Origin of the sequence: Sideroxyarcus emersonii (assembly GCF_021654335.1) — a bacterium.
GTDB lineage: Bacteria > Pseudomonadota > Gammaproteobacteria > Burkholderiales > Gallionellaceae > Sideroxyarcus > Sideroxyarcus emersonii.
This window is the reverse complement of the sequence record NZ_AP023423.1, coordinates 672786-698168: the sequence shown is the minus strand read 5'-3', so window position 1 is coordinate 698168 and position 25383 is coordinate 672786. Positions and strand designations below refer to the sequence as shown.

Genomic DNA, 25383 nt, shown 5'->3' with positions numbered 1-25383 from the left:
CGCTATTTGGCAGTCTTGCCCCTGACGTAGGACTCCACGCTGGCCCGCGTCACCATCCCTTGCTGATAGCTCACCAACTTGCCGGTCGGATCGTACAGATAGGAAGTTGGCAGCGCATCCACCTCGCCCACCTGTGCCGCGAGATCGTAATCGCCCATCACGACGGGATAGCCGATCTTCTTCTTGGCCACGAACTCGACAACCGATTCCCTGGTGGAATCCAGCGCGACGCCGATGACCACCAGATCCTTGTTCTTGTGTGCCTCATGCAGCTTCACCAGGTCGGGAATCTCTTCCAGGCAAGGCGGACACCAGGTGGCCCAGAAATTCACCAGCACCCACTTGCCGCGGTAATCCTGCAAACGTTGCTGCTGCCCCTGCATATCCTTGAACACAAAAGACTCTGCCGAGGCGCCAACCGCCGCAAGCAGCAGCATTGCCATGCCAAGCAGCCGCAGGAAGGTTTGCATCAATGCTCCGCGCCTTCGTCGTGCTCGTCGGCCGATTCATGGCCATCTTCGCCGTGCTTGCCTTCCGCCGCATGCGACCAATACAGCGCCAGTGCGATCAGGGCGATGCTGCCCCCCATGTAGATCAGGTCGATCGGCTGCGAGACGTGCATGTTGATAGCTTCCTCGAACAAGGTCACGATCATGATCATCAGGATGACCTTGGCCAGGCGGGATTTCAGGTCGTCCAGGCTGTTGATCACCAGTATCTTGCTGGATGCCTTGCTGCCGTGCGCCTGGTCGATATCGCTGATGAACAGTTCATACAACCCCAGGGAGAAGATCAGCAGCACCACTGCCAGCAGGTATCCGTCGACCACCTCGACGATGTGCGACACGGTGCTGTCATGCAGGGCCTTGCGCGCCTCGTCCGTCATGCTCGCGTCGGCATAATGGAAGGTGTGCTGCACCAGCATCACGACATCCACGGTTGCCATGTAGAAAATGGCAAAGCTGGCGAACAGACTGCCCAATACCGCCAGGAAAATGACGAAACGGCTGTTCCACAGTGAACCTTCAAGCAAGGATTCAATAAATTTCACGACTCTCTCCCAATCAATCCGGTTTGACAAAACCTCGGCGGCGCGCATTAGAGCGCAAAAGCCCAAGGGCGGCAATACATCATGCGCTCTTATTCCATATATCATGCAGGGTCAGGCCCTTGGGCTCGTTCATGCGTCTCTCCAGCGACACGAACCAGGCCTTGATGTCGCCATCGCCGGCATGTTTCGGCAGCGTGGCCACATCGAGCAGGAATAGTTTCAGCAGTTCGCTCAACTCGACGGCTTCCGGCGCACGCACCATGCTCCAGCCGAATCCCGACAATTTGCCCACGATCCTGGCTTTCACCAGTTTCTCCAGGATGCGTTCGACATCGTCGTAACCGATATGCAGATGGCGCGACAATCCGGGCAGGGTCTGCACCTCGCCTTTGCCCAGCCCTTTGTGCATCAGCTTGAGTATCCCCACCGCATAATAAAGCTTGGCCGCCTGGTCCAGGCGCAGGGAATGCGTACTGCGCCAATGCGAGAGCGAAGCGGTGATGATCGCGCCGAACAAGACGGTGATCCAGGAAAAATAGATCCACATCAGGAAGATCGGCACGCTCGCGAATGCACCATATACCAGCTTGTATGTCGGGAAGTGCGAGATGTAGAAAGCGAAAGCGCGGTTCATCGATTCGAATGCCACGGCCGCGATCAGCCCGCCGATCAGGGCATGGCGCATCGGCACATACCGATTGGGCACCACACGGAACAGCAAGGTAAAGGCTGCGGTGGTCAATACGACCGGGACCATCTTCAGCACGTCCATGCCGACCGAAGGGACGTGTTTGGCGTACTCGGCCGAGAACCCGACCAGCCAGGACGTGAGCGACAGGCTGCCGCCGACCAGCAACGGCGCCAGCGTCAGTACCGCCCAATACACCAGCACCCGCTGCAGCAGGCTGCGCGGCCGAGATACGCGCCAGATCATGTTGAAGGCGTTGTCTATGGTCAGCATCATCAGCATCGCGGTCACGGCAAGGAATGCGATACCCACCGCCGTCAGGCGCGAAGCGCTTTCGGCAAACTGTTCCATGTAACCGGTGATGATCCGGCCGCCGGTCTCCGGCACCATGTTCATCAGGATAAATTGCTTGACGGGCGTGGAAAATTCGTTGAATACCGGGAAGGCGGAAAACAGCGTCAGGGCGATGGTGATGAGCGGCACGACAGACAGCAGGGTGGTGAAGGTCAGGCTGGCCGCCATCTGCGTGCACCGATCCTCCTGCAAGCGCACGGTGACATAGCGCAGGAAGCGAAAGGAATCGATGATGCCGAAATTGGGGAGTTTCAGGTCCGGAAGTTTCATATACCCAGGTTACGAAATACAATGTATCAATGATACCCGACAAAGCCGATCCGCAAGCCACCGCCCGCGCCGCCAGGCAGCTGCTGCGCGCCCATCGCTACGGCGCGCTCGGCACCCTGTCGAAGAAATTCGACGGACATCCTTTCGGCTCCATCACACCGTACCTGGTCGATCACGACGGCAGCCTGCTCATCCTGATCAGCGCTCTGGCGGAACACACCAAAAACATCCGGCACGACCCTCGCGTCAGTCTCATCACCCATAACCAGGAAGATGCGCACATCCAGGCGCAAGGACGCATCACCGTGATCGGCACAGCGTCGCTCGTCGCAGAGCGCGAGCAGGCGGGGAAACGCTTTCTGCGCTATTTCCCGGAAGCGCAGACCTGTTTCGACATGGGGGACTTTGCGTTCTATCGCATCGCACCGCTGATGCTGCGTTATATCGGCGGCTTCGGCGACATCCACTGGGTGAAGGCTGACAGATACCAGCCGCCCGACACTCCGCTCGGCATGGAAGAAGATACCCTGCTGGACAAGGTAAACGCCGCCCGGCCTGCTGCTCAAGGAGTAGTGATCGGCATCGATTGCGACGGTTACGACCTGCGCCTGGACGAGCGCACGCTGCGTCGCAGCTTCCCTGTCCCGGCGTCCGATGCAGCACACGCGCTGGTCATGCTGGCGGGACAGCCGGCCGGGAAACCGGGGCCGCAGCAGCGCCCCGTCAGACCGCCGGATTAACCCCGCACCCCCCTGAGTTGCACGGACTGCTCTGTCGCAGCAGGAGCAGACTCCTGCACGCCCGGCTGTTGCGGCTTCTGGTCGACCTTTTTAGCGTTAGCCTTGCTCACGGCCTTGCCTTTCCGTTTCTGCAACGGCGCATCCTGTTTAGCCGCTGTCGTCACCGGTTGGGCGGCAGATTGCGCCGATCCGGCAGCCGCATCCGGCCCGACCGCATGCACGCCCCCCGGCAGCATCGTGCCCGCCAGCAACAGCAATCCAGCCACTGAAAATCTCATTGCAAAAACTCCTTTACCCCCGGCCGTTACAACTGCGGATGCGCCCGCACCGCTCCGGCATCCAGCTTGTTCAGCGCATTCAGGTAAGCTTTGGCGGAAGCCACCACGATATCGGTATCGGCTCCCTGTCCATTGACCACGCGCCCGCCCTTGGACAGGCGCACCGTCACTTCACCCTGCGCATCGGTGCCGCTGGTGATGTTGTTGACCGAATACAGCAGCAATTCGGTATCGCTCTTCACGATCTGCTCGATCGCCTTGAAGGTCGCATCCACCGGACCGCCTCCCTGTGCATCCGCCTGCAACTCCTTGCCGCCGACGCTCATCACGACGCGCGCCACCGGCAGCGCGCCGGTCTCGGAATGCGCGCCCATCGCCACCAGACGGTAGTGGTCGCTGACCTGGGCGACACCCTCTTCGCTCACCAGAGCCTGGATGTCTTCGTCGAAAATCTCGCTCTTGCGGTCGGCCAGATCCTTGAAGCGCGCGAACGCGGCGTTCAGCGCATCCTCGTTTTCCAGCACGATGCCCAGCTCCTGCAAGCGCGTACGGAACGCGTTGCGCCCCGAAAGCTTGCCCAGGGTCAGCTTGTTCGCGCCCCAGCCCACATCTTCGGCACGCATGATCTCGTAGGTCTCGCGGTGCTTCAGTACGCCGTCCTGATGGATGCCGGACTCGTGCGCGAAAGCATTGGCGCCGACGATGGCCTTGTTCGGCTGCACCGGATAGCCGGTGATGCTGGAGACCAGCTTGGAGGTCGGCACGATCTGCGTGGTGTCGATATTCGTATCGCAGGTAAAGATGTCGCGGCGCGTCTTCACCGCCATCACCACCTCTTCCAGCGAGGCATTGCCCGCGCGTTCGCCCAGGCCGTTGATGGTGCATTCCACCTGGCGCGCGCCGTTCATCACGGCCGCCAGGGAGTTGGCCGATGCCATGCCCAGGTCGTTGTGGCAATGCGTGGACCAGATCACCTTGTCGCTGCCCGGCACGCGCGCGATCAGTTGCTTGAAGCGTTCGCCCCACAACACCGGGATGCTGTAACCCACGGTATCCGGCACGTTCAGCGTCGTCGCGCCTGCCTTGATCACCTCGTCGAAGATGCGCACCAGGAAATCCATCTCGGAACGTACCGCATCCTCGGCGGAGAATTCCACATCGTCGGTGTATTCGCGTGCCAGCTTCACCGCCGCGACCGCACGCTCCACCACCTCGTCGGGCGTCATGCGCAGTTTCTTCTCCATGTGAATGGGGGAAGTGGCAATGAAGGTATGAATGCGCCCGCGCCTGGCCGGCTTGATCGCCTCGCCCGCTGCGCGCACGTCACGCTCGCTGGCGCGTGCCAGCGAGCACACCGTCGAATGCTCGATCACCCTGGCGATGCTGTGGATCGCGTCGGCATCGCCGGGACTGGCTGCCGCGAAGCCGGCCTCGATCACATCCACGCCCAGCTTCTCCAGCTGGCGCGCGATGCGCAGCTTCTCTTCCTTGGTCATGGATGCGCCCGGGCTTTGCTCGCCGTCGCGCAAGGTGGTATCGAATATGATCAATTTTTCAGTCATGTCTGCTCCGATGCAATTGCTTGTTTCGCGGCCATCACCCAGATGCCGCCTCCATTATTCGTGGCAACCCGGACGGTTACTTGAACTGCGACCGGATGATTCCCCACTGCTGCGTCCACTGCGCCATCGGGTCGCGCGTGTATCCGCTCTTGCCGAACTGGTTCCAGCGTCCGACGACGAAGCACAGCAACAGGTTGGCGTGGGCACCGATGTCGTCGTCCGCCGCCAGCCGGCCCTGCGTATCGGCGATACGCAACGACTGCTTGAGCGTGGTCTCGATGCGATCAAGGAACTGGTTGATCCGCAATTGCAGGCGTTCATCCTCGTTCACCAGCGCATCGCCGATCAGCACACGCGTCATGCCCCGGTTCTTCTGGGCGAAGCCGAGCAACAGCGCAAGTATCCCCTCCACCTGCTTCAGGCCATCCTGCTCTTCGGTGGTGATCTTGTTGACTAGGCCGAACACCGTCTGCTCGATGAATTCGATCAGCCCCTCGAACATCTGTGCCTTGCTGGCAAAGTGACGGTACAGCGCCGCCTCGGACAGGTCGAGACGAGCCGCCAGTGCCGCCGTGGTGATCTTCTCGCCCTTGGGCTGTTCCAGCATCTCGGCGACGGTTTGCAGGATCTGCAGCTTTCTCTCGCCCGGTTGTTTGGTTGCCATAATTCCCCCTTAAAGTTTGGAAAGCGCGCGCGGCAATTCCAGCACATCGCGTATCTTCAAGTCCACATAAGCCGGCGCACGCGGCGCAGTGCTTATCCATACGGTACGCATCCCCATGCGCTTGGCGGTCTGCAGGTTCTCCGCGCTGTCTTCCACCATCACGCATTGTGCCGCATGCAGCCGGTGCTTGCGCAACAGGCGCCGGAACCCTTCGGCCTGCGGCTTGGGTTTGTAGCACGAATGTTCGATGGCAAAGACGTCTTCGAACAGGTCGTCCACCCGCAACAGCTTCAGCACCGCCTGCGCATAATGCAGGGGCGCATTGGAAAACACCACCTTCCTGCCCGGCAGCTGCTGCAACACATGGCGCAGGCGCGGTTGGCGCAGCACCATTTTCGACAACGCCGGAAACTGGTGCGTATGCCACAGAAAATGGTCCGGGTCGGTGCCGTGGTGCTTCATCAGCCCGCTCAGCGTCGCACCGTAGCGCTGCCAGTAGTCCGCCCGCAACGCGTTCGCTTCATCCTCGTTCAGCTGCAGGTGTTCCTGCAGATACGCCGTCATGCTGCGGTTGATGTGGGGAAATATGTGCGGCGTCGCATCGTGCAGCGTGTTGTCCAGATCGAAAATCCAGACGCGCTCGCCCATCATTTGCTTTTGATCAGCGTGCCCACGCCTTCGTCGGTCAAAATCTCGAGCAGCAGCGCATGCTCCACGCGACCGTCGATGATGTGTACCGAGCGCACGCCGCCGCGCGCCGCATCCAGCGCCGACCCGATCTTGGGCAGCATGCCGCCGGACAGGGTGCCGTCCGCCACTAGGTCGTCGATCTGCTTGGGCGTCAGCCCGGTCAGCAGCTTGCCCGCCTTGTCCAGCACGCCGGGAGTGTTGGTCAGCAGCACCAGCTTCTCGGCGCGCAGCACTTCCGCCAGCTTGCCCGCCACCACGTCGGCATTGATGTTCAATGTCTCGCCATCCGGCGACACCCCGATAGGCGCGATCACCGGGATGAAATCGCCGGAATCCAGGAAGGTGATGATCGACGGATCGATCTTGTTGATGTCGCCGACCAGGCCGATGTCCAGCATCCTGCCGGGCTCGTCGCTGCTTTCCAGCAGCAGTTTTTCGGCGCGGATGAAGCCGCCATCCTGCCCGGTCAGGCCCACCGCCTTGCCGCCATAACGGTTGATGAGATTGACGATGTCCTTGTTGACCTTGCCCAGCACCATCTCGACCACATCCATGGTCTCTTCGTCGGTGACGCGCATGCCCTGGATGAATTCGCCCTTCTTGCCCACCTTTTGCAGCAGCTCATTGATCTGCGGGCCGCCGCCGTGAACCACGACCGGGTTCATGCCGACCAGCTTGAGCAGCACCACGTCGCGCGCGAAGCCCTCCTGCAGCTTCGGGTCGGTCATGGCGTTGCCGCCGTACTTGATGACGATGGTCTTGTCGAAGAAACGCTGGATGTAAGGTAGCGCTTCGGACAGGGTATGGGCTTTTTGCGCAGCAGTGGCGACGGTCAATGGCATATTCGTTCCTTCAAAATACTGCGCGCATTCTACCGCATACCGAAACGAAACGGGCGGCGTGAAGCCGCCCGTCTGCAGGGAAGTTAACGCTCACTGGATGATCAGTTTCCTGGCGCTGGCGACCACCTTCTTGGGCAGCGTCAACTCCAGGATGCCATCCTTGTATTTCGCTTGCGCGGCATCGCCGTCCACCTCCTGCGCCAGCGAGAAAGCACGGGATATGCTGCCGTAATAACGTTCGCTGCGCAGCAATTTCTCCCCCTCTTTCACCTCTTTCTCGTTCTTCACTTCGGCGCCGATCGATACCTGGTTGCCGTCCACATTCACATGGATATCCTCTTTCTTCACGCCCGGGATCTCGGCATGGATGGTGTAGGCCTTGCTGTCTTCGCTCACATCCATCCTGATCTGCATTTGCTGCTGCCCTTCAAACCGGACAGGCTGCATGAAGAATCCCCGAAATAAATCATCCAGGGCATCGCTGGTGGGGCTGAATCTGGTGATGTTGGCCATTTATTTCTCCTTTCCTCAGGGTTGGGCGGAAAGCTTTCCGCATGCTCCCAAGTTATGGGCTTCCGGCAGTATTTCAAGGGCAAAAAAAGGGCGGCTAGATGCCGCCCCTCCTTGTTCGACGCACCGATCGATCACCGGTGATCTTTGACGGTCGGGTCGTTGTAGTGCTGGTAGCTCAATTCCAGCGGCCTCACTTCGGCGGCCGCATTGATGGTGACGGGCTTTCCGCCGATCTCCAGCACCAGCGTCAGCGGCACATGGTCGCCGACGTTCAGCGCCTGCTTCAGGCCCACCAGCGACATATATATGCCGCGCTCGCCGAAAAGCGTCGTGCTATGCGCATGCAGCTTGATGCTGGGAACCGTTTCGGTATGCAACTTGCCGCGATGCATCACCACATTCTGTATTTCGCCGGATGCGGCGACCGGGCTGCGCACCGACAGCAGTCGCGCGGCCTTGGCCACGGTAAGGTTCATCTGCACGGTAACGGAGGTCTGTCCCGGCACGCTCTCCCGCAGCCAGGCCTTGTCCACGATCACGTCATTCGCGCCCGCCCAGGCATGGCCCGCCAGGAACAGACTTGCCGCACAAAAAAATTGGCGCCACACGACTGTCTCCTAATGGTGATGTTCGTGCCCTTCGGCAGCGGTTGTTTCCAGTGGCTTGATCACCGCCAGCACCCGGATGACGGAAGTGTGTCCGTCGGCGAATTTCACCGTCAGCGCAAAGGGCAGTTTATGACCGGCCTTGAGCGGCTTCCTCAAGCCGATCAGCATCAGATGATTGCCGTCTTCCCCCAGCGACACCGGCGTCTTTGCCGGCAACGGCAGCGCATCCAGTGCGCGCATCTTCATCACGTCGCCTTCCATGACCATGCTGTGTATCTCCCCGCTTTGCGCCGACCCGCTCGCTACGCCGATCAGGGTCGCATCCTTCTTGCTGGTAATGGTCAACTGTACCGATGCGCTGTCCTGCCCGGGGGCGGTCGCGCGCGTCCAGGCCTTGCTCACCTTCACTTCATCGGCATAAGCCTGAGTCGCCGCCAGCATCGCCAACAAACCCGCAACCAGAATTTTTTTCATGTCATCTCCTGAATAAAAATGCGTCAAATATTTAACGATACGACGCGTCATTTTAGCCTGATTTGCCGGCCCGGCCTTTGCAGTTTATCCCGCTCCGGCTCCGGTCCGCACAAACAACGACATAAGGCCGCCGGGATGAACCGGCGGCCCTCATCGGACGGTCAGAATTTCACGGTCAGGCTGGTATTGAAAGAGCGTCCCATGCCCGGCACCAGCGTACCGTATGGAATTCCCGTGCCCATGGTGGCGCCTTGCCCGACATATGCGCCGCCCAGGGGCGAGAAGTAGAACCTGTTCAGGGCGTTTTCCAGCCCCACGTCCAGCCGGGCACGTTTCCATTCGTAGCTGCTGTACAGATTGAGCAAACCGTAGCCGCCGGTGCGCATTTCCTTTCTGATCGCTTCGACCCTGGTTTTTGCCGTCACCAGTCTCGTCTCGATGGTGTTGGTCCAGCCGCCCATGCGCTGCTCGACCGCCAGCTTCAGGTTCAACGGCATGATGTTGTACAGATTGTCGCCGGTCGTCAGGTTCCTGCCGTTCACATAGCCCAGCACCCCGGATGTGCTGAAACTGCCGTAGCCGGTATTCCTCGCCAGCAACGTGCGGCCGGAAACATCGGCACCATAGAAGCGCGCAGTCTGGTTGGCCAGCGTCAGGTTCACGAATCCGTCAGTACGGGCCGCACATGCCGGGCAGGCAACCGCATCGATGTAATTCACCACGCGTGTGTAATACGGCGCGACCTTCACTTCCCACGACTCCTGCCGATCGTCGTGCCAGCGGCCGGCCATGCTCAGCGTATGCGCGGTTTCCGGCTTCAGGTCCGGATTGCCGACATAACCGTTGCCGTCGCCGAACCAGTTGTTCATGTTCAGGACCATGGTGCTCTTGGTCGACCAGGTGTAGCGCTCGTACAGGCTGGGCGAGCGGGTCTTTGCGGCATATCCCGCTTCGAAATCCCGGCTGCTGTCCGGCGTATAGCGTGCCAATGCGGTCATATCGAAGTTGCTGTCGGTACGCTGCCGATCGAACGCATTGAAGGCGGTCGCCGTGGCCAGATAAGTGGCTGTCGTGTTATAGCCCTGCACCACCCCCGTGTTCATCTTTACCGATTCGGCGCGGACACCGAGCTGGCTCGCCCATTGCGGATCCCAGTGCGCTTCCCATTCGGCAAAGATGCCGAATCGGTCCCGCTGCCCGTTGTTGATGTTCCAGAAAGCGTTCGGAGACATCCCCCCCGTCCCCGATGCCGACCACCAGTCGTCCAGGCGATAGCGCTGATATTCGCTGCCCAACCGGAACACATCCCGTTCCGACAGCACGATGTCCGCCTTGAGCTGCGCCCCGGTGTTCCTGCCCTTGGTCTCCATCGGCATGCCGGGGGCGTTGCCATAATAGAACTGCTTGTCTTCAAGGAAATTCATCCGGTGGTGAGTGTTCTCGTTGTAGGCGCGAGCCTCCAGCATCCCCCAGTCATATTGCCCGGTATAGCGCAGATTGGCCTGCTTGCTGCTGTTCCCGGTCATGTCCATGCGCTGGTTCGGGAAGCCCTGATAGGGGATATCCTGCAAACCCAGCTTGAGTTCGACCAGATGGTTGGCCTGGCGCATCGCAACGCCGATGGACTGGTTGATGGCTTCGTACATTGAGGAGCCGACCTCGTTGCCCGCCAGCCAGCCACGCCCTGTCGCAGCCAGCCCGGCCGCCTTGAAATCCTGCGCCGCCGTGTAATTTGCCGCTTTCACGGTTGAGCCGCTGTACATCATGCTCAGGTTCTCGCTGGCAGTCGTTGCCGTAACGTTGGCCCCGCGAGCGTTGCCGTTGCTGCGATACAACACGCCTGCCTGACCTTTCAGCAAAGTGCCTTGCCCATCCCGGGCGAACTCCGGCGCTTGCGAGTCCACCAGGATCGTCCCGCCTATGCTGTCGCCGCCTGCGCTGACCGGCGTGATGCCGGCCAGCACCTTCACGCTGCCGACATTGCCGGGATCGATATAGGATAGCGGCGGATTCATGTGATTCGCGCAAGCGGAAATCAGGTCCATGCCATCCACTTTGATGCGCACGCGATCGTCCGCCATGCCGTGGATCGCCGGCAGGCTGGATACCCCGCCGGCACCGTAGACACTGACGCCCGGCAAGCCCTCCAGCAATCTGGCCGTATCGCTGGTATTGGTGTGCAAGCGCGTCAAATCGTCCTGTCCCGGTCCCGAACTGCCCAGTGACGGCAAAGGCTGTTGCCGTTCCGCCGTCACCACGACCTCCGGCATAGTTTCCGCCTCTTCGGCAAATGCGCAAGGCGTTACCGCCAGCGCAACCGCCACCGCGCTCATTTTCAACCCCGATTTCATTGCAGATTCTCCCTGGTTATTGAATGTTCGATCGGCGCGGATTTTATGGAAATTTGACATGGCGTCTCTGCGGCATATTGCCGCACCTCTGCCGGGTGCAAAGCGACTCCGGTAGAATCCCCGCATGAGTTCCTCCCTGCTCGCCGCCCAGACCGGCCATACCCACCTGCGCAGGATGCTGTTCCTGCGCGCCGCTGCCATCCTGGCGCAATGCGTCACCCTGATCCTGGTGCAGCGCTACCTCAGCCCCGACTTCGCCTGGATGCCGATGTTCGGTGCAGTAGGCTTTCTGGCGCTGGCGAGCCTGCTCACCTGGTGGCGGCTGTCGTTCGATCTTCCGGTAGGCAACCTGGAACTGTTCCTCCAGTTGAGCGTGGACGTGATGGTGCTGACGGTGCTGCTCTATTACGGCGGCGGCTCGACCAATCCTTTCGTCTCGATCTACCTGCTGCCGCTGGTGATCGCAGCTGCGACACTGCCGCGGCGCTACACCTGGGGCATGGCGGCACTGACATTGGCTTGCTACAGCATGCTGATGGTGTGGTACGTACCGTTGCCGGGCGGCCATGCGCAACATGCCCCCGCCGCGATGCAGCAGATGGATCACACCCATCACCACATGGAAAGCGCGCCTGCCGCTGCCTCGACCGCGGCCCCGCTGGGGGATGCGTTCAATACGCACGTGCTCGGCATGTGGCTCGGCTTCGTCATCAGCGCCGTGGTGGTGGCCTATTTCGTGGTGGAGATGGCACGGGCAGTGCGCATCCGCGATGCCCAGCTCAACCGGGTGCGGGAAGAAACGCTGCGCAACGAACGCATCGTGGCGCTGGGAACACTGGCCGCAGGGGCCGCGCACGAACTTGGCACGCCGCTCTCCACCATGTCCGTCGTGATCGGAGAGATGCGCCGCGAATGCGCGTCGCCGGAACAGCAGGACAACCTCGTCATCCTCGACGAACAGGTCCGCAACTGCAAACGCATCCTCGACTCGCTGCTTTCGCACGCGCAGGAAACCAGCAGCGAACTGTCGCTGGAGGAGTTCATCCGCAACGTGCTCGACGAATGGCAATTGCTGCGCCCGACCGTGCATTACCGTTTTCAGGTCAGCGGCCTCCAGCCGTCGCCCCGCCTGAGGACCGATCCCGCATTGCGTTCGGCCCTGCTGAACCTGCTGAACAATGCCGCGGACGCCTCGCCGGACGAAATGGATATCCTGCTGCGCTGGGACACCACGAACGTCATGCTGGAAATCCGCGACCACGGGCCCGGCCTTACCCCGGAAGCGGCAGCCCGTGCTGGCTCGGCCTTCTTCACCACCAAGCAGGAAGGGCGCGGCCTGGGCCTGTTCCTCGCCAACGCCACACTGGAAAGACTGGGCGGCAGCGTGCGCCTGTCCAATCGCGAGGGCGGCGGCGCAACGACGGAAGTGATCCTGCCCTTACGGAGCCTCTCCACATGATCCCCGCGGAAAAACCTTCGCTGTTGCTGGTGGACGATGACGAGACCTTCCGTACGGTGCTGTCGCGCGCACTGGAAAAACGCGGCTTTGCCGTCACCGCCGCCGGCAGCGTCGAACAGGCGTTGCCGCTCGCCAGCGCCAACCCGCCGGAATACGCCGTGCTGGACCTGAAGATGGAGGGCGCATCGGGACTGGTGCTGGTGCAGAAACTGCACGAACTCGACCCGGCCACCCGCATCGTGATGCTGACGGGTTATGCCAGCATCGCCACCGCAGTGGAGGCGATCAAGCTGGGGGCGACGCAATATCTTTCCAAGCCCGCCAATGCCGACGAGATCGTCGCCGCCTTCGGTCACAGCGCCAACGCCGATGCCCAGTTCGAGGCGCAACCCGCCTCGGTCGAGCGCCTGGAATGGGAACACATCCAGCGCGTGTTGCGGGAGAACGGCGACAATATCTCCGCCACGGCCCGCATCCTCAACATGCACCGGCGCACCCTGCAGCGCAAGCTGGCCAAACGACCGGTAGGCCTCTGAACCTGCCACAACTCCGGAGCCCGCCGTTGCGGGTTCGGGTTAGAATGTCTGCCAGTCAGTATCAGGGAACCACAACAAAACAATGAACGACAAGGCGGTCAAGTTAAGAGCAGCCATTCTGGATCTGGACAGTCTTCCCACGATGCCGGTCGTGGCGCAAAAAATATTGAGCCTGCCGCTGGATACGCCGGACGGCGAGATGCATCTGTTGCTGCTGATCGCGCAGGATCCGCAGATATCGGCCCGCATCATCGGCCTGGCCAACTCCCCGCTGTTCGGCACCGCCCACAAGATCGCATCGGTCGCGGATGCGGCGATGATACTGGGCATCACCCGCGTCAAATCGGTCGCGGTCGGCATCGCCGTGATGTCCGCGCTGAATCGGCGCCCGAACGGAAAACTCAACATCGAGCATCTCTGGCTGCACAGCCTGGGGATCGCTCTTGCGATGTGCGCCCTGGCTCATGGCATGCCCAGCGGCACTCGCCCGCTGGACGACGAAATCTTCTTTGCCGGGCTGCTGCACGACATCGGCTTTATGGTGCTCAACCATATCGACCCCGCAAGCAGCGATCTGCTGCAAACCAGGCTGACGACAGAAGTCGGCCGGCCGATCGGCGACATAGAAGCCGAACTGATCGAGATCGGGCACGGCGAACTGGGGGCCGAACTGGCACGCCACTGGGATCTGCCCGATGATATCGTGGCCGTGCTGCGCCACCACCACGACGACCCCGCCGAAATGGCGGCGGGCACCGCACGAACCGTGTCCTCCCTGCTCCATCTGGCGGAGAAGCTGTTGCCGGCATTCGGCATCTCCGAGCACGTGGAGTCGGATATCGGCACACAGGACTGGCTCTTGCTGGGGATCGATCCGGCTCGCGGCGAAGAGCTGGCGGCATCCGCCCGCGCGCAGGCGGAACACGCACGGCAGATCGCATCGACTTTCTGAACAACGACGAACCAGGCACCTCGACATGAACACACCCATCGACCTCCGCCAAGCTGTCCGCAACCTGAATTCGCTGCCGGCAATGCCGCTCATCGCGCAAAAACTGATGTCGCTGAAACTGGACAGCGAGGAAGGCGAAAAGCAGATGCTGCTGCTGATCTCGCAGGACCCGATGATCTCGGCCAAGATCATCGGCCTGGCGAACTCGCCGCTGCTCGGCGCCTCGCGCAAGATCACGGCGATCAATGACGCGGCCATGCTGCTGGGGCTGACCCGGATCAAATCGGTCGCCACCGGCATCGCCGTCATGTCGCTGGTGAGCAAACCCATCGGCCGTTTCGATCCGCAGGAACTCTGGCTGCACAACATGGGCGTCGCCTTTGCCATGCTGCCGGTGGTGCGCGCCATGCCGGCGAAGAACCGGCCGCAGGACGACCTGATTTTCCTCACCGGCATGTTGCACGATATCGGCTATCTGGTACTGGCGCACCTGGACACCCGGCGCAGCGACGACCTGCACACCCGCTTCGTCATCGAGCCGGACCGGCCCGCCATCGAGATAGAACGCGAATTGCTGGAAATGACGCACGACGAGCTGGGCGCGGAGCTGGCGAAACACTGGAACCTGCCGAGCGAGATCGTCACCGTGCTGCGCTACCACCACACACCGGAAGCGGCAGGGGCCGCCGAGGGACAGCCATTGGTGCGCATCGTCAACATCACGGAGAAGCTGCTCCCCCCGCTCGGCATCCGCGAGTTTGTCGGAAACCAGGTCGCGGCAGAGGAATGGACAGCGCTGGGAATCGACCCGGATCGCGCCGAAGAGATCGCCGAGCAGGTCGTGGAACAGGCCAATCAGGCGGCACAGTTCACCAACTCGTTCAGCTGACGCCCGCCCCTTGTTTCCTGATCGACTCGTTCAGTTCGGTGAGCGTGATCAGCACGCGGCGCAAGGCCTGCGACAATTCGTTCTTGCGCATATGCTCGGCAGCGATCCAGCTTCCGGCATGTATCATCGCCAGCACATCCGTAGCGAGGTTGTGAAACTCGGCATGCGCATCGCGCAAACGGGCAAAGGAACGCAGTTGCCCGAATCGTTTCGTGCCGACACCCTGCAACCATCTCTCCAGTTCGCAATTCCGGTCGAATTCGGAAAGGTCGGCGCCCGCATCCAGCGGCTCGCCATTCAGATAATCCTTGACCCGCCCAAAGAACAGCACATGCGACTCCGCCACCTCGACGAAGTCTATCCCGATGAACGCGTGGTCGTGCGCCCGCTCGACCGGTTGCGGTGAATTGCCGCTCTCCTGCCCAACTCTTTCCCTGATCAGTTGCATCGCAACCTCCCGAATCCTTTTCCAAGGCTGGCGTTGTATCGTCGAGTGCGGGCAAGGACAATATGCCGTATGTACTAGACCGTACCTATACTCCCTCCGAAAAATATCTATACCCTCCCTACCCCGGTGCCTGCCAAGCCGCGTGCTTGCTATAATCCGCGCATTACAGCCCGATTGATTCCCATGAAATTTGTCCTGTTGTTTCTATTCGCACTGATCCCGACGCAGGTATTCCCTCAAGAACCAGTCTCATCCCCGCCCATCCTTGCCGCCAGTTCCTATGCGCTGTACGACTACACCAGCGGACAGTTTCTGTTGGAACAGAATGGCAACGCGCGCATACCGCCCGCCCACCTGACCAAACTGATGACCGCCTACGTCGCGTTCGGCGCGATCAAGCAAGGCAAGCTGTCGCTCGCCCAGCGGCTCATCCCCTCGGCTTACGCGACACGCACGCTGGCCGACGAACCGCGCATGTTCCTGAATGCGGGCAAGGCCGTGACCGTGGATGACCTGCTGCACGGATTGATCGTGCAGTCTGCCAACGATGCGGCGCGCGTACTGGCCGAAACCCTTGCCAACCACGAGATGGCGCTGGCCGACATCATGAACGCAGAGGCCCAGCGGCTGGGACTGAAGGACACGCATTTCGTCAACGCCACCGGCGCGCCCGAAGCGCAGCACTACAGCAGCGCGCATGATCTGGCATTGCTGGCCGCCGCCATCGTGCGCGACTTTCCCGAGCTCTATCGCCTCTATGCGCAACGCGAATTCCAGTACGGCGGCATCAACCAGTTCAACCGCAACCGCCTGCTCTGGCTCGACCCGTTCGTGGACGGCCTGGCGGCGAGCAACAACGAAGCGGAAGAATTCGACCAGGTTGCTTCCGCCAGGCGCGATGACCACCGCCTGATCTCGGTCGTCATCGGCGCCGCCACCGACAAATTGCGCAGCAGCGAAAGCCAGCGGCTGCTGAACTACGGCTTCCAGGATTTCGAAACCATCAGGCTCTATTCCCGGGATCAGGCCGTCAGCGCCAAGCACATCTGGAAAGGCACATCCAACCAGCTCGACATCGGCTTCAGCGCCGACCGCTACCTCACCATCCCCAAAGGCCAGCGCAACGCGCTCAAGGCGACGCTGGAAACCCGGCAGCCGCTGCTGGCCCCGATCGACCGCGGCCAGCAGATCGGCACGCTGCACCTCAGCCTCGACGGCAAACCTTATCTGGATCTTCCCGTGGTTGCGCTGGACGATATACCATTGGCGAACGTATTCTCGCGCGGCATCGACAATATCCGCCTGCTGTTCCAGTAATGGGTCCAGGGTTGCGCGTTCGCAGCTGCAGGCTGAAGTGCAAGGAATGAACCAGCGCGGTGCCGCGATCCGCCCGCATAGTGAACCTACAGGGAGAGCCGCATGACCATCTATCTGAATGGCGCTTTCATGCCGATCGAGGAAGCCAGGATATCGGTGCTCGATCGCGGCTTCATCTTCGGCGACGGCGTGTACGAAGTCATCCCGGTGTATTCGCGCCGCCCCTTCCGCCTGGCGGAACACCTGCAACGCCTGCAGCACAGCCTGGACGGCATCAAGCTGAAGAACCCGCACAGCGAGCGTGAGTGGACCGCCATCCTCAGCGAACTCATCGAACGCAACGCCCAGGATGGCCGCAATCAGGACCAATACCTTTACCTGCACATCACGCGCGGCGTCGCCAAGCGCGACCATGCCTTCCCGAATCCGCCCGTGCCACCCACCGTCTTCCTGCTGAGCAACCCGCTCACCACACCGCCGGCCGAACTGCTGCAAAGCGGCATCGCCTGCATCACGGTCGCCGACAACCGCTGGCTGCGTTGCGACATCAAGGCCATCGCGCTGCTGCCCAACGTGCTGCTGCGTCAGGCTGCGGTGGAAGCCGGCTGCGCCGAAGCCATCCTGATCCGCGACGATGCCTTCCTCACCGAAGGCGCGGCGAGCAACATCTTCGTGGTGAAGAACGGCAAACTGCTGGCGCCGCCCAAGGACAACCTCATGCTGCCCGGCATCACCTACGACGTCATTCTCGAACTCGCCGCAGCCAACGGCATCCCGTACAAGGTGCGCCGCGTGACCAAGGCGGAAGTGCTGGGCGCCGACGAACTGCTGCTGACCTCCAGCACCAAGGAAGTGCTCCCCATCACCCAGCTCGACGGCAAACCGGTAGGCAACGGCAAGCCCGGCGCGATGTTCGCCAAACTCCATCCGCTCTATCAGACCTTCAAACGCGAAGTGATGCGCAAATGATCGACCCCAAAGATTCCCTTATCGAATACCCTTGCGATTTCCCGCTCAAGATCTTCGGCGCGACGCAGCCGGATTTTGCGCAGGCCATCGCCAAAGTGGTGCAGGCGCACGCGCCGGATTTCGACAGCGCCACCATCGAGATGCGCAGCAGCAGCAATGCGAAATATCTCAGCCTCACCTGCACCATCCGGGCCACCTCGCGCGAACAGCTCGACAACCTGTACCGCGACCTGACCGCGCATCCGATGGTTAAAATGGTGCTCTGACGACCCGGCCCCCGGCTGGACACAGCGAAGGATAGAGCCATGCAACATCCCGCCATACACATCAAGGCACTGGGCCAGGTCGAGTACGAACCGACCTGGCGCGCCATGCAGCAGTTCACCGCCGAACGCACCGCCGATACCGTGGACGAGATCTGGCTGTTGCAGCACCCGCCCACCTACACCCAGGGCCAGGCTGGCAAACCGGAACACCTGCTCAACTCGGCCGGCATCCCCGTGGTGAAGATCGACCGCGGCGGGCAGATCACCTATCACGGTCCCGGCCAGATCGTCGCCTACCTGCTGCTCGACCTGCACCGGTGGAAGATCAACGTGCGCGAACTGGTCCGCCTGATGGAACGGGCCGTCATCGACCTGCTGGCCGAATACGGCGTCGCGGCAGAAGGCCGCGAAGACGCGCCCGGCGTATATGTCGGCGACGCCAAGATCGCCGCGCTGGGCCTCAAGATCAAGCATGGCTGCAGCTATCACGGCCTGTCGCTCAATGTGGACATGGACCTGTCGCCGTTCGACAACATCAACCCCTGCGGCTACGAAGGATTGCGCGTCACGCAATGCATCGAGCTCGGCATCACCATCCCGATAGAAGAACTGCAGGCGCAGCTCACGCAGAATCTGGTGCACGGATTGCAGCGCCACCTCGACAGCAAGCGCCGGCTGGAACAGTGACTGCATCCCTCCCGCCCTCGCTCACCAATGCAGTGCATCGGGCCGCTTGTTGGTGCAGTACTCCGCATTTCGCAACGCCACTCCCCGGCTAAGCCGTTGATAAATAGCACTGCCCGATCTGGCATGCTGCTTGCTCACTCCCTGATTGAAAGTTGCATGGATAGGCTCTCTGCGACTTTCATGTGTCTCTTCCCACCTTTGGGCATCCTCCGGGATGCCCGTTTTTCATCGGACAAAGGACCCGTTCATGAATCGCAGCGATCTGATCATCAAACTGGCCGAGCAAACCCCGAACCTGCAAGCGAAAGATGTCGAGCTGGGGGTGCGCATCATCATCGAGCAATTGGCAACGACCATCGCCAACGGCAACCGGGTGGAGGTACGCGGCTTTGGCAGCTTCGGCCTGAATTACCGCAAGCCGCGCAACGGACGCAACCCGAAGACAGGGGAAAAAATCGCCATCTCCGCCAAATACCATCCGCACTTCAAACCGGGGAAAGCGCTGAAGGAACTGCGCCGCCAGGAAGCAAAATGAAAAAAGCACATGCCCGATTGGTCGAGATTTTCTGCCGGCTGATGGAAAGCAGCATGCCCTTGATAACGGCCATCACGCTGGCCGATGCGATCAACCTGCCCGAATGATGCCCACCTATCCTGGCTAGAACAGGCTCTGCTGCCCGCTCGCACTCGGCCTGATGAATCTCGACGTATCGAGCAGCACAGGCTCGCGATTGAAGCCCAGGCGTTCGCACGCAAGGTGAAAACGTCTGGACAACAGCTGCGCAAACAGGCCCTGGCCGCTGAAGCGCGAACCGAACTTGGGATCGTTCTCGCGCCCGCCGCGCATTTCGCGCAAACGGCCCATCACATGCTCCGCCTTCAGCGGGTAATGCACGGCAAGCCAATCCTTGAACAGGTCTTTCAACTCGTAGGGCAACCGCAACAAGGTATATGCCGTTGTGCGCGCACCGTGCTCGTATGCCGCCTGCAGCACGCTCTCCAGCTCCGCGTCGGTGAGGAAGGGAATCACCGGCGCAACCATCACCCCGCACGGCACCCCCGCCTCGTTCAGCCGTTGGATGGCCTGCAGCCGACGGCGCGGCGAAGCAGCGCGCGGCTCCAGCTTGCGCGCCAGCTCGGCATCCAGCGTCGTGACAGAAATGAACACCTGCACCAGATCCTCGCGCGCCAGCTGCGCCAGCAGGTCGATGTCGCGCTCGACCAGCGCCGACTTGGTGACGATGGACAGCGGATGCCTGCACTCCGCCAGCACCGCCAGGATCTGCCGCGTGATCTTCCATTCGCGTTCGATCGGCTGGTAGGGATCGGTGTTGGATCCGAGCGCGATGGGTGAACATCGATAAGCGGGTTTCGCCAGCTCCGCGCGCAGCAGCTTTGCCGCCTCCGGCTTGGCAAACAGTTTCGTCTCGAAATCCAGTCCCGGCGAAAGATTCAGATAGGCATGCGAAGGCCGCGCATAACAATAGATGCAGCCATGCTCGCATCCGCGATAAGCGTTGAGCGAATGATCGAACGGCAGGTCCGGCGAAGCGTGGCGCTGGATCACGCTTCTCGCCTTTTCTGCCGTCACTGTCGTCCTGAAGGGCGGCAACTCTTCATCCGCCGCGCCCCAGCCATCATCGACACGCTCGCGCGCAACATGCTCGAAGCGCCCCTCGATCTGCAGCGTCGCACCACGCCCTTTTGTTACTTTATGTTTCACCCGATCCTGCACCGCCGGTAGTTTTGCCGGCACCTCCCCTATTCCCGACCAAACAGAACGTTCGTTCTGCTGCGACTATAGGGCGCACAGGACGGTGATGTCAAACTGTATATGAATGGAATGCCGGTTCAGCCGTATAAGAATCAGCACTGAGTGGCGAATAGATGGCAGGTTCAACAAACGTCTCCAACTCGGCCAAAGCGGACTGCGGTGATTTGCTAGAAGTGCTGTTTGCGCAGGTTGGGGAGAGGTCCGTTTATCACTCAGAAGCGGACATTGCCTGGCAGTGTTTTGATGATGTTCGAGTGTCGCTTCCTAACCCACAACGGCCCTTTAGCACCCAAAATACGCTGCCTTATAACGGTCACTCACTATGTGCAGATTTGCGTCAACGCTTATTCGGAAGCAGATATTCTTTTGTTGATCGTCAGCAATATTGTATGCAAATTATTTGATCGCTGCCCACTCGGCGACACCGTCTCGCAAATGAACAGCCTTGTAGCCCTCCTGCTTGAGCAATTCGACTGCATCCGGAGCCATCAGACAATAAGGACCACGGCAATAAGCAACGATGGCTCGGTCTTTAGGCAGCTCCGACAATCTTTGCCGCAATTCATCCAGAGGAATCGAACGGGCAAACGGCAGGTGCGCGTTTAGATATTCTTCTGTCGGCCGGACATCAAGCACCACAATTTCACCCTTGCGCGCAGCCTTTAACAGACTCTCACGGTCATTGGCTACCAGATCATCCGGCTGAGCCGCAATCTTCTGCAATGCCAGCTGCAAATCGACCAGGCGTTCTTCTGCCAGCATATGAACCTGCACCCACAGGTCGGCCACCGATTTGTCCGCAAGGTGATAAACAATATTTTTCCCCTGCCGTTCGGTTTCGACCAGCCGAGCCATGCGCAACTCGCGCAGATGCGAACTGGCTAGCTTCAAACTAATTGAAGCTTCCCGCGCCAAGGTTTCAACCGTTTTATCGCCTTGGCAAAGCAATTCGATTAGTTCTAGCCGCTTGGGACTAGAAAAAACCTTACCAATCCGCGCCACTTGCTCATACAGCAGATCTTTGATCTTGCGTCCGCCTCTCATTTATTCGGTCCATTAAGTATTGGAATAAATTTGCAACACTCTAAACCAGATTGACATGAGTAAACAATAGGTGCTTTAATCATTCCAGCAATTGTTGGAATGTAATGCATTCCGGGGGGGTACCCATGAAAACTCTGTTCATCCTCAACGAGGCTCCTTACGGGAGCGAACGCACCTATAACGGCCTGCGCCTGGCAGGAGCACTTTCCAAGCAGGAAGGAAGTTCGGTCCGCGTCTTCTTGATCGGCGATGGGGCATCTGCTGCACGCAAGGGGCAGAAAGTCCCGCAAGGATTCTACAACGTCGAGGTGATGCTGGGTAACGTGAGCCGGCATGACGGCGAAATCGGTATCTGCGGCACTTGCATGGATGCGCGCGGCATAACCGATGGCGACATTGCCGACCAGACACATCGCAGTACCTTGGCGGAATTGGCCGAGTGGACGGCGTGGGCAGACAAGGTTCTGGTGTTTTAATTTCAGGGAGAGCGTTATGTTTTTCAAGCAATTGGCAACGAAAGAAGCTTCACTGTCGTACTTCTTCGGCTGCGGCACCAAGGGTAAATCCATGGCCGTGGATGTGGTCGCGGGCGATGAGGAATGGTTCATCGAGGAAGCAAAGAAGGCCAACGTCACCATCAATTACGTCATCGACACCCATGTCCATGCGGATCACTACTCCGGCGGCAGAAAGCTTGCTCAGATGGTCGGTGCGCCGTACTGCCTGCATGAATCCGATAAGGGGCTCGTGAAATTCGACTTTGAACCCTTGAACGACGGGCAGTCGCTCAATCTTGGCAACGTCAATGTCGAGGTGCTGCATACGCCAGGCCATACGCCGGACAGCGTCTGCCTGCTGGTGACGGATATGCGCCGCGGGGAGTTACCCTGGTTCGTTATTACAGGAGACACGTTGTTCGTGGGCTCCATCGGACGCCCGGATTTGTTGGGGCGAGAGAAAGAAATGGCGGCCCAACTCTATGACAGCCTTCATTCCAAGCTGCTGCAGCTTTCCCCTGAAATCGAACTATTTCCCGGCCACCAGGCTGGCAGTGTTTGCGGTGCCGGCTTATCCGGTAAACCGAGCTCGACCATTGGCTTCGAGAAGCGCTGGAACCCGGGATTGTCGATGGAGAAGGAAGCCTTTATCGAATACCTGACCAAGGAAATCCCGCCTCGCCCGGCCGAGATGGACAAGATGGTTGCTGCGAACATCGCGGGCTGATGATGACGCATCACAACCTGACTCACGGCATTCGTGCCAATCTTGACCAATTTCTGCATCAATTGCTGCAAGTCATGCTGGTGGGTTTCACCATCGGCATGATGCGCACGGTGGTACCCGCACTATCCGAATCCGAGTTCGGCGTGCCGAAAAACTCATTCATGTTGCTGACCGCTTTCGTGGTGGCATTTGGTCTGGTTAAAGGTACGCTCAATTTCGTGGCCGGACGATTGTCGGAGCGCATCGGTCGCAAAAAGGTCTTGTTGCTGGGCTGGGCTGCCGCACTGCCCATTCCCTTGCTGGTTTACTTTGCGCCGTCGTGGAGCTGGATCGTCGCCGCCACGGTGTTGCTCGGTATCAACCAGGGGCTGACCTGGTCGATGACGCAGACCTCCAAGCTGGATATCACCCGCTCCGACCAGCGCGGCCTGACCATCGGCCTGAATGAATTCTCTGGCTATATCGGGCTGGCACTCGCGGGCATCATAACTGCATATCTGGCGACCATGCTGGGCGCGCGCACCGGATTATTGGCATTCGGGTTGACGACAATCTTACTGGCGTTGTTGCTTACCATTTTGTGGGTCAAGGACACGCTGCCTTGGGCGAAAAGCGAAGCGGCAAAACACAAGGCCGGCATCGGCACGGGAGCACTGCCACGCTATCCGACCAACATCAGCGCGCAGCCGACGACGTGGGAAGTATTTACGCTGGTGTCGTGGCGCGACAAACGCCTGTTCGCCATCAGCCAGGCCGGACTGGTGGAGAAATTCGTCGATGCGCTGGTGTGGGTGTTCTATCCGGTATTCCTTTATCGGCACGGACTGAGCTTGCCCAACATCGGCTGGATCGTCGGTGTGTACGGCTTCGTCTGGGGTGGTTCTCAGTTCTTTACGGGCAAGTTGTCCGATCACATCGGTCGTCACAAGCCAAACGTCATTGGCATGTGGATATGCGGTGCGGGTGTGGCAATGATGCTGCTTGGCGAGGGCATGGCATGGTGGTCGCTCTCTGCCGCCGTTTCCGGATTCGGCATGGCTTTGCTGTACCCGAACCTCTCCGCTGCCGTGGCCGACATTTCACACCCGGACTGGCGCGGCTCGGCCATTGGCATCTATCGCTTCTGGCGCGATCTGGGATACGGCATCGGCGCACTCGGACTCGGTATCACGGCACATTTCAGCGGTACGGTAGAGGCTGCCTTCTGGTTCGTGGCGGTCTCGATGTTCCTGTCGGGGGGAATTCTTTGGTGGTTTGGTGAAGAAACACATCTGCGAATCGGATAGCTTGAGCAAACTATTTTAATTGCCCAACACAAGCTGCTCTAGAATTCCTCTCGCCATCATCTGATGTTGGGACGCAGCTGAACTCCATTTCGCCAGGTTGCTCGCCGCAAAGCGGACATCCGTATAAGTCTGCTTGTGGCCGACTGGCGTCCTTCGGTCATCCCGTCGGCACATGTCTGCTTCGTTCCGCATAAGTGACGCACGCTACATGAGGGGGCATCAAAGGACAATATGCCGTTTGGCCTAGATATTCTTTTTAGTTGTGCTGTCCGTATGTATATTGCAGGATTCGGACTTTAGAGATGACTGCTTCAGAGCGCAGAACAGACATGCAAGTTAGCAAAGACAAACGGTCGCAAGTCGGCCAGTAACGGTCATTCGCGGGCTTCCTCCAATGTTGACTGCGCTGAAAAAAGGGGCTGTATGAAACGTCTGATTCGGATATCAACGATAGCAATGCTGCTTATCTTGGGAGCATGCTCAGAGAAAGTTCACACAAAAGAAACGTCCGACGGGAAGCCACATAAGGGGAGTATTTTTACTGGAAATTATGCCAACTTGGGATCACAAAATCTAAGAGACGGCGAGTTAAAGGGGACGCCTTATGTGGTTCACTTAGTCGGACAATTTAATACAGCTAGCACAAGAATTCCGACAGATACTGCAACTATGGTCTGGTTAACACGAAAGCTAGAACAGATACCATGTCTATATCCTGATTATCAAAAAGATTGCCATAAGGAATTAATTGTAGATATAGCAACAGTACCGCCTAATAAGCTGATGGGAACAAAGATTGTCATGCCTGAACCTCTACAGGATGTACCCTGTGTTTGGAATAATTCACCTCTCTTAGCTCTTCGCACTAAACCAATTGATAAAGCAACTGGAGCCGTCATTGCGGCTTGGCGTTTCGATATTTCCAATGAACGAATCATACCGGTACAGCTCAATGAAGTTGATTGTAAGAGTAATGATGATGAGGAAGTTAGCAAGGCCCGTGCTTATGAATTCTTGAACAACGGTTGGTTTGGAGATATGAATCACGGAATTACTGGCTTGCGCCAAATTGGTAAAGTAATTAATGAAAGTGTTAGGCAAATACCGCGTAAAGATGATCCATCTATGAAGGATGAGATTCACGATATTCAATTCGATGGACTGACGATCTCTGCATATCTGGCTCATTTTGGAGATGTTGAGAAAATGATGGTTACTGACGTTGTCATAACAAGCCCAAAATGGCCCGTGAAATACAACTTGAATATCGGGTCATCCAGGAAACTAGTTGAGCAGACTCTTGGGACAGATATGAAGCTACATAACATAATTGGCGAGTGGTCTTATGGAGATGGGCCTGAAGATGTTTCTTTTATCTTTGATAAAGAAGATAAAGTCACAACTATCAAATGGCATTCTGACCTAGATTAATGTTTCCTTAGAATAG

30 protein-coding genes are annotated in these 25383 nt (G+C 59.3%); 15 read left to right on the top strand and 15 right to left on the bottom strand.

Annotated elements, in window-relative coordinates:
• Nucleotides 1–2 precede the first annotated feature (2 nt).
• From L6418_RS03335 to L6418_RS03325, 3 genes are all read right to left on the bottom strand, one after another.
• Nucleotides 3–470 (bottom strand): TlpA disulfide reductase family protein, encoded by a 468-nt coding sequence (locus tag L6418_RS03335; protein WP_237248064.1) that lies wholly within the window; start codon nucleotides 468–470, stop codon nucleotides 3–5.
• Nucleotides 470–1051, bottom strand: a complete 582-nt coding sequence (locus tag L6418_RS03330) for a YqhA family protein (RefSeq protein ID WP_237248063.1) — start codon at nucleotides 1049–1051, stop codon at nucleotides 470–472. The genes L6418_RS03335 and L6418_RS03330 overlap by 1 nt, the downstream gene beginning before the upstream one ends.
• A gap of 79 nt (nucleotides 1052–1130) precedes the next feature.
• Entirely contained in the window at nucleotides 1131–2363 is a 1233-nt protein-coding gene (locus tag L6418_RS03325; RefSeq protein WP_237248062.1) for a YihY family inner membrane protein, read from the bottom strand.
• Nucleotides 2364–2392: 29 nt separating this feature from the next.
• Here L6418_RS03325 and L6418_RS03320 point away from each other — a divergent pair, with 29 nt between their 5' ends.
• On the top strand, nucleotides 2393–3103 hold the full coding sequence (locus L6418_RS03320; protein ID WP_237248061.1) for a HugZ family protein: 711 nt from the start codon (nucleotides 2393–2395) through the stop codon (nucleotides 3101–3103).
• On the opposite strand, the gene L6418_RS03315 is transcribed toward L6418_RS03320, so the two are convergent.
• The 9 genes from L6418_RS03315 to L6418_RS03275 all read right to left on the bottom strand — a co-directional run bounded on the left by L6418_RS03315 (nucleotide 3100) and on the right by L6418_RS03275 (nucleotide 11085).
• Nucleotides 3100–3381 carry a hypothetical protein gene (locus L6418_RS03315; RefSeq protein WP_237248060.1) on the bottom strand — a complete coding sequence of 94 codons (282 nt, stop codon included), beginning with the start codon at nucleotides 3379–3381 and terminating at the stop codon, nucleotides 3100–3102. The genes L6418_RS03320 and L6418_RS03315 overlap by 4 nt on opposite strands.
• Nucleotides 3382–3407: 26 nt before the next feature.
• Nucleotides 3408–4943, bottom strand: a complete 1536-nt coding sequence (locus L6418_RS03310; protein WP_237248059.1) for a 2-isopropylmalate synthase — start codon at nucleotides 4941–4943, stop codon at nucleotides 3408–3410.
• Nucleotides 4944–5019: 76 nt separating this feature from the next.
• Nucleotides 5020–5607, bottom strand: coding sequence for a nucleoid occlusion factor SlmA (gene slmA / locus L6418_RS03305; RefSeq protein WP_237248058.1), 588 nt, complete (start codon nucleotides 5605–5607; stop codon nucleotides 5020–5022).
• Between the two features lie 9 nt (nucleotides 5608–5616).
• A complete protein-coding gene (locus L6418_RS03300) occupies nucleotides 5617–6255 on the bottom strand; it encodes a pyrimidine 5'-nucleotidase (protein WP_237248696.1) in 639 nt (212 codons plus the stop codon).
• Nucleotides 6255–7139: an acetylglutamate kinase gene (argB, locus tag L6418_RS03295; RefSeq protein ID WP_237248057.1), complete on the bottom strand. Its 885-nt coding sequence runs from the start codon at nucleotides 7137–7139 to the stop codon at nucleotides 6255–6257. The genes L6418_RS03300 and argB overlap by 1 nt, the downstream gene beginning before the upstream one ends.
• 90 nt (nucleotides 7140–7229) lie before the next feature.
• On the bottom strand, nucleotides 7230–7652 hold the full coding sequence (locus L6418_RS03290) for an Hsp20/alpha crystallin family protein (protein WP_237248056.1): 423 nt from the start codon (nucleotides 7650–7652) through the stop codon (nucleotides 7230–7232).
• 131 nt (nucleotides 7653–7783) lie between these two features.
• A complete protein-coding gene (locus L6418_RS03285) occupies nucleotides 7784–8260 on the bottom strand; it encodes a copper chaperone PCu(A)C (protein ID WP_237248055.1) in 477 nt (158 codons plus the stop codon).
• A gap of 9 nt (nucleotides 8261–8269) precedes the next feature.
• Complete coding sequence (locus tag L6418_RS03280; RefSeq protein WP_237248054.1) at nucleotides 8270–8734, bottom strand: copper chaperone PCu(A)C; 465 nt, start codon at nucleotides 8732–8734, stop codon at nucleotides 8270–8272.
• Nucleotides 8735–8895: 161 nt separating this feature from the next.
• The gene (locus L6418_RS03275) at nucleotides 8896–11085 is read right to left on the bottom strand and encodes a TonB-dependent receptor (RefSeq protein WP_237248053.1); all 2190 of its coding nucleotides are present in this window, start codon (nucleotides 11083–11085) and stop codon (nucleotides 8896–8898) included.
• Nucleotides 11086–11209: 124 nt separating this feature from the next.
• Here L6418_RS03275 and L6418_RS03270 point away from each other — a divergent pair, with 124 nt between their 5' ends.
• From L6418_RS03270 to L6418_RS03255, 4 genes are all read left to right on the top strand, one after another.
• On the top strand, nucleotides 11210–12544 hold the full coding sequence (locus L6418_RS03270) for an ATP-binding protein (RefSeq protein ID WP_237248052.1): 1335 nt from the start codon (nucleotides 11210–11212) through the stop codon (nucleotides 12542–12544).
• The gene (locus L6418_RS03265; protein ID WP_237248051.1) at nucleotides 12541–13080 is read left to right on the top strand and encodes a response regulator transcription factor; all 540 of its coding nucleotides are present in this window, start codon (nucleotides 12541–12543) and stop codon (nucleotides 13078–13080) included. Before L6418_RS03270 ends, L6418_RS03265 begins: the two co-directional genes overlap by 4 nt.
• 82 nt (nucleotides 13081–13162) lie before the next feature.
• Nucleotides 13163–14032 (top strand): HDOD domain-containing protein, encoded by an 870-nt coding sequence (locus L6418_RS03260; RefSeq protein ID WP_237248050.1) that lies wholly within the window; start codon nucleotides 13163–13165, stop codon nucleotides 14030–14032.
• Nucleotides 14033–14057: 25 nt separating this feature from the next.
• Entirely contained in the window at nucleotides 14058–14921 is an 864-nt protein-coding gene (locus L6418_RS03255; RefSeq protein ID WP_237248049.1) for an HDOD domain-containing protein, read from the top strand.
• Here L6418_RS03255 and L6418_RS03250 read toward each other — a convergent pair.
• A complete protein-coding gene (locus L6418_RS03250) occupies nucleotides 14914–15369 on the bottom strand; it encodes a CZB domain-containing protein (protein ID WP_237248048.1) in 456 nt (151 codons plus the stop codon). The two genes, L6418_RS03255 and L6418_RS03250, sit on opposite strands and share 8 nt — an antisense overlap.
• A gap of 198 nt (nucleotides 15370–15567) precedes the next feature.
• Between L6418_RS03250 and L6418_RS03245 the strand changes: the two genes are divergently transcribed.
• The 5 genes from L6418_RS03245 (at nucleotide 15568) to L6418_RS03225 (ending at nucleotide 19143) form a co-directional block, all read left to right on the top strand.
• Entirely contained in the window at nucleotides 15568–16686 is a 1119-nt protein-coding gene (locus L6418_RS03245; RefSeq protein WP_237248047.1) for a D-alanyl-D-alanine carboxypeptidase family protein, read from the top strand.
• A 102-nt stretch (nucleotides 16687–16788) separates the two neighbouring features.
• Nucleotides 16789–17655 (top strand): D-amino acid aminotransferase, encoded by an 867-nt coding sequence (locus L6418_RS03240; RefSeq protein ID WP_237248046.1) that lies wholly within the window; start codon nucleotides 16789–16791, stop codon nucleotides 17653–17655.
• Nucleotides 17652–17921, top strand: a complete 270-nt coding sequence (locus tag L6418_RS03235) for a YbeD family protein (RefSeq protein ID WP_237248045.1) — start codon at nucleotides 17652–17654, stop codon at nucleotides 17919–17921. The genes L6418_RS03240 and L6418_RS03235 overlap by 4 nt, the downstream gene beginning before the upstream one ends.
• Nucleotides 17922–17960: 39 nt before the next feature.
• A complete protein-coding gene (lipB, locus tag L6418_RS03230) occupies nucleotides 17961–18608 on the top strand; it encodes a lipoyl(octanoyl) transferase LipB (RefSeq protein WP_237248044.1) in 648 nt (215 codons plus the stop codon).
• 247 nt (nucleotides 18609–18855) lie between these two features.
• Nucleotides 18856–19143 (top strand): integration host factor subunit beta, encoded by a 288-nt coding sequence (locus tag L6418_RS03225; protein ID WP_237248043.1) that lies wholly within the window; start codon nucleotides 18856–18858, stop codon nucleotides 19141–19143.
• 123 nt (nucleotides 19144–19266) lie between these two features.
• Here the strand turns inward: L6418_RS03225 and L6418_RS03220 are convergent, their stop codons facing one another.
• Entirely contained in the window at nucleotides 19267–20331 is a 1065-nt protein-coding gene (locus L6418_RS03220; RefSeq protein WP_237248042.1) for a PA0069 family radical SAM protein, read from the bottom strand.
• 164 nt (nucleotides 20332–20495) lie between these two features.
• On the opposite strand from L6418_RS03220, the gene L6418_RS03215 reads away from it, so the two are divergent.
• The gene (locus L6418_RS03215; RefSeq protein WP_237248041.1) at nucleotides 20496–20786 is read left to right on the top strand and encodes a hypothetical protein; all 291 of its coding nucleotides are present in this window, start codon (nucleotides 20496–20498) and stop codon (nucleotides 20784–20786) included.
• Here L6418_RS03215 and L6418_RS03210 read toward each other — a convergent pair.
• Nucleotides 20779–21426: a metalloregulator ArsR/SmtB family transcription factor gene (locus L6418_RS03210; protein WP_237248040.1), complete on the bottom strand. Its 648-nt coding sequence runs from the start codon at nucleotides 21424–21426 to the stop codon at nucleotides 20779–20781. The genes L6418_RS03215 and L6418_RS03210 overlap by 8 nt on opposite strands.
• 125 nt (nucleotides 21427–21551) lie before the next feature.
• On the opposite strand from L6418_RS03210, the gene L6418_RS03205 reads away from it, so the two are divergent.
• The 4 genes from L6418_RS03205 (at nucleotide 21552) to L6418_RS03190 (ending at nucleotide 25367) form a co-directional block, all read left to right on the top strand.
• Complete coding sequence (locus L6418_RS03205; RefSeq protein WP_237248039.1) at nucleotides 21552–21902, top strand: DsrE/DsrF/TusD sulfur relay family protein; 351 nt, start codon at nucleotides 21552–21554, stop codon at nucleotides 21900–21902.
• Nucleotides 21903–21918: 16 nt separating this feature from the next.
• The gene (locus L6418_RS03200; protein WP_237248038.1) at nucleotides 21919–22650 is read left to right on the top strand and encodes an MBL fold metallo-hydrolase; all 732 of its coding nucleotides are present in this window, start codon (nucleotides 21919–21921) and stop codon (nucleotides 22648–22650) included.
• Nucleotides 22650–23936 (top strand): MFS transporter, encoded by a 1287-nt coding sequence (locus L6418_RS03195; RefSeq protein WP_237248037.1) that lies wholly within the window; start codon nucleotides 22650–22652, stop codon nucleotides 23934–23936. The genes L6418_RS03200 and L6418_RS03195 overlap by 1 nt, the downstream gene beginning before the upstream one ends.
• A 423-nt stretch (nucleotides 23937–24359) precedes the next feature.
• Nucleotides 24360–25367: a hypothetical protein gene (locus L6418_RS03190; protein WP_237248036.1), complete on the top strand. Its 1008-nt coding sequence runs from the start codon at nucleotides 24360–24362 to the stop codon at nucleotides 25365–25367.
• Nucleotides 25368–25383 lie beyond the last annotated feature (16 nt).